The sequence below is a fragment of the uncultured Microbacterium sp. genome (assembly GCF_913776565.1).
In the GTDB taxonomy this organism is placed as follows: domain Bacteria; phylum Actinomycetota; class Actinomycetes; order Actinomycetales; family Microbacteriaceae; genus Microbacterium.
Map to the genome: position 1 here is coordinate 1 of NZ_CAJYPF010000265.1, position 4,404 is coordinate 4,404.

Sequence of the window (4,404 nt, forward strand, 5' to 3'; positions counted from 1 at the left end):
CGCGGGTCGAGCTGCACCGTCTCGGTGAGCAGCACGGTGCCCTGGCCGTCGACGTGCAGGCCTCCGCCCTCGGCGACGAGCAGGGAGTCGATCCGCTCGGCGCCGACGTGCTCGGCGATCATGCGCGCGAGGAGCGCCGACTTCTGCCACTCGGCCCAGTCGGGGGCGCCCCAGCCGTTGAAGATCCAGTCGACGGCGCCGAGCACGCCCGGGCGCTCCGGGTCGACGACGAAGGTGGGGCCCACGTCGCGCATCCAGAACTCGTCGAGGGGCGCTTCGACGATCTCGACGTCGGCGGAGAGCATGCGCCGGGCGCGCGCGATCTCGCTCGGGTCGACGACCATCGTGACGGGCTCGAACTGCGCGACGGCGTGCGCGACCTCGGTCCACGCGCGGTAGCCCTCCTCGCGGGTCTCGGCGCCCGCGCCGAGGGTGACGCCCTCGCGGGGGAACGCCATCCACGTGCGCTCGTGCGGGGCGGATTCGATGGGCATGCGCCACATGGCGGGCTCCTCGGGTCGGTTCGGTGGGGGCGGCGGCGGGTTCAGAACCCTGTGCTGAGAACGCGATCCAGCGCGTCGACGAAGACGTCGACGCTGGCGCGCGTGACCACCAGCGGCGGCTTGATCTTCAGCACGTTCTGGAAGTCGCCGGTCGGCTGCATGATGACGCCGAGCTCGAGCAGGCGGTCGCAGATCGCGGCGGTCTCGGCCGTGGCGGGTTCGAGTGTCTCGCGGTCGCGCACGAACTCGACGCCGAGGTAGAGCCCCGATCCGTGCACGGTGCCGATGAGCGGATGCCGCCCGCCGAGCTCTTCGAGACGGCTCTTCAGGTGCGCGCCGACGACGCGGGCGTTCTCCTGCAGGCCCTCCTTCTCGATCACGTCGAGCACGGCCATGCCGATGGCCGACGACACGGGGGAGCCGCCGGTGGACGAGAAGAAGTAGCCCTGGGTGCGGTAGCGGTCGGCGATCTCGCGGCGCGTGATCACGGCGCCGAGGGGGTGCCCGCCGCCGATCGACTTCGCGACCGCGACGATGTCGGGCACGGCGCCCTGCTGCTGGAAGCCCCAGAACCACTCGCCCAGGCGCCCGTATCCGACCTGCACCTCGTCGGCGATCGCGAGACCGCCGTGGCGGCGGATCGCGGCGTAGACCTGGGTGAGGTATCCGTCGGGCAGGGCGACGCCGCCGGCGTTGCCGAAGTACGTCTCGGCGATCATTCCCGCCGGCGGGCGACCGGATGCCGCGAGTTCGTCGATCACCGCGACGGCTTCGGGGGCGTAGGCCGCGGCATCCGCCCCCCGGTGCTTCCCGCGGTAGGAGTTGGCGGCGTCGACCGTGTGCACCCACTCGGGGCGGGTCTCGAGCGCGAACGGGTTGTCGGCGATCGAGGTCGACACGGCATCGCTGGCGTAGGTCCAGCCGTGATACGCCTCGCGCATCGCGACGATGTCGGGGCGACCGGTCGCGGCCATCGCCAGGCGGATCGCGAGGTCGGTGGCCTCGGAGCCGGAGTTGACGAAGAACACCGTGTCGAAGCCCTCGGGCAGGGTCGCCGCGATCCGGTCGGCGAAGTCGGCGATCGCGCGGTAGTGGAAGCGCGAGTTGGTGTTGAGCAGGTGCATCTGCCGTGCGCCGGCCTCGACGACGTGCGGGTGGGCGTGACCGACCGAGGCGACGTTGTTGACCATGTCGAGGTAGACGCGGCCGTCGACGTCGATCAGGTGCTCCCTCCACCCGCGTTCGATGCGCGGCGGGGTGCCGTAGTAGTGCTCCTGCACCTCGGCGAGCACCTCGCGTCGCCGCTGCAGCGAGTCGTCGGTCGCGGGAACGGGCGCGGGGATGCCGAGGACCGCACCGGGATCGCCGGCCACCTCCCGCCACGCGTCGGCGAGGGCGCGCGTGGTGCGCGGCGGCGGGACGAGTCCCTCGAACGCGCGGCGGGCCGAGAGGCGCACGCGCGCGGGGAGCGCGCCCGCGGCGGGCTCGCCGTCGGCGGTGGTCCACACGAGCCCGGCGTCCGGCGCGAGCGGCTCGGCCGTCCACACGAGGATGTCGGTCGGCACCGTCTGCGCGGTCGAGGGGAGCGGGTCGACCGTGCCGGTCAGGCGCGCGAGCCAGGCGGGCACGGTCACGACGGCGGCGCCCGCGTCGAGAGCGGCGAGGGCTGCGGCGTCGAGCGTCGCGGCGTCGAGCCACGCGCCGGCGTCGTTGAGGGGCGACTCGGTCGAGGCGTCGAGCTCGACGTGGCGACCGAGGGCGGTGAGCGTCGATCCGGTCGCGACCGGCTCGGCGCGGCGCGGCCGGCCGAGGGCCGCGCGGGTGGCGGCGGCGAGCACGGGGAGGGGGACGGATGCCGCCTGCTCGAGGATGCGGAACTCCCGATCGAGGGCGCCCGAGGCGTAGTCGTTCGCGTCGTCGAGGCGCACCTGCGCGCGCCCGCTCAGCACGAGGACCGCACCGCGGAGCACGACGAGCGGCCAGAGGGCGGTGATCTCGTCGTCGGTGAGGTCGCGGACGCGGTCGAAGGCGCTGATGGCGGGGAGCGCGCTGTCGGGTGTCGCGCCGTCGTGGTGCAGCACCGACGACACGGTCACCGCGATCTCGCCCACGCGCCACGACGCGCACACGTCGCCGAAATCGATCACCGCGTCGGGCACCGTCGCACCGGGGGCGCGCAGCACGTTGTCGTCGGTGACGTCGAAGTGGCCGGCCTGCACCGGCAGGGCGTCGGCGACCGGGGCGAGCGCGGCGCGAGCGGCGTCGGCCGCGCGCTGCACGACCTCGCGCACCCCGACGTCCGGTTCGAGGGGCAGCAGCGTGTCGATCACGCGCTCGGCGTGGCGCAGGTCCCACTGCAGCACGCGGCCGCTCGCGGGATGCTCGAAGTCGGCGAGCGAGAGGCTCACCGCGCCGGCGAGGGCGCCGAGCCCCTCGACGACGGCGGGGGAGAGGTACCGCGAGCCCGTGAGAGTGCTCCCCGCGATGTTCTCGATCACGCGGGCGTGGATGCGGCCTTCGCTCGAGTCCCACCACGCCGACATCGCGCCGCGGGGTCCCTCGACGAGGCGCGGGATGCGCACGTGCGGGCTGCGGTCGGCGACGAGGGCGGCCGCGGCATCCTGCATGTCGATCTCGGCCTCGCTGAACACCGGGTTGCTCAGTTTCAGCACGCCCAGCGGGAGCGATTCGCCGCGGCGGAAGACGCGGAAGTTCTGGTCCTGCTGGCTGCCGAGCGCGTGCACGTCGATCTCGACGCCGAAGGCGTCGGTGAAGAGCGTGCGCACCTCGTCGTCGGAGAGCGTCGGGGTGGGCAGGTCGACCTGGCTGAAGTAGTCGAAGACCGGGATCGGTGCTGTTTCGCTCACGGGCTGTTCCTCGGGTGATTCGGGTGTCACAGGGGAGAGTCGGATGCCGTGCCGACGGCGCCGGCGACGGCTCCGCCGGCGTCGCGCACGGCGACGACGACGAGGGGGCCGGAGGGCGCGACCCACTCGCTCACGGGCTGACCGTACGCGTCGGCGGCGATGCGGGCCACACCACGCAGGCGGTCGCCCTCGATCTCGACGTCGACCCGCACGCCGTCGACGTAGGCGGCGTGGTCGACGGCGTGCGCGCCGGTGATCGACGCGGCGAAGCGCACGGTGCCACCCTCGTGGACGACCTCGTCGATGCGCACGTCGAGCTCTCCCTCGCCCGCCGGTCGCGGTTCGGTGAAGAGCGCCTCGTCGGGCAGGGCGGGCGTGCGGCCGGGGGCGGTGCGCCGCGCCCCGAGGCCGGCGATCGCGGCCCCCAGCTGCACGAGCCGGGTGTCGCTATAGGCGGGGCCGGCGATCGTCAGACCCACCGGCATCCCGGTGTCGGCCATCGTGCCCATCGGAACGGTGACCGTGGGGATGCCGAGGTGGCGCGGTACGAGGTTGCCGTTCGAGACCCACACGCCGTTGCGCCACGCGATGTCGGCCGAGGCGGGGTTCACGTCGGCGTCGGCGGGACCGACGTCGGACTGCGTGGGGAAGACGACGGCGTCGATGCCCTCGGCATCCATCCACTCCTCGAAATCGACGCGTCGGGTGTGCTCGAGTCCGCGCAAGCCCTTCTCGAGGCTCTCGACCTCGCGCCAGTCGGGCCGCCACTGCTGAGCGCGGGCGACGTACTCGCCGATGTCGTACGAGATGTCGTAGTGCCAGATGCCGTACCGGTCGGGGAGCGCCCCGGGCGGGTGCGGGAAGATCAGCGCGGCGTCCGCGTCGGCGAGGCGGGGCAGCGCGGGGTCCGCGTTCGTGCGCAGGAAGGTGTCCATGGCCCACACCGCGAGGTCGCCGACCTCGTCGTCGAGGAACTCCCGCGTCACGAACCCGCGGTCGAGGAAGTCCTCGTCGCCCTCGTGCAGCTTCTCGTA

Annotated in this window: 2 protein-coding genes and 1 pseudogene; all 3 read right to left on the reverse strand. The window is 73.3% G+C overall.

Features of this window, described 5'->3' with window-relative positions; all coding sequences use genetic code 11:
• Window positions 1-503 (reverse strand): agmatine/peptidylarginine deiminase (locus QZ433_RS14525; protein ID WP_295784813.1); only part of this gene is annotated, 503 nt, incomplete at its 3' end.
• A 41-nt stretch (window positions 504-544) separates the two neighbouring features.
• Complete coding sequence (locus QZ433_RS14530) at window positions 545-3,370, reverse strand: aminotransferase class III-fold pyridoxal phosphate-dependent enzyme (protein WP_295784815.1); 2,826 nt, start codon at window positions 3,368-3,370, stop codon at window positions 545-547.
• 26 nt (window positions 3,371-3,396) lie between these two features.
• A pseudogene (locus QZ433_RS14535) lies at window positions 3,397-4,404 on the reverse strand (amidase family protein); the annotation flags it as partial.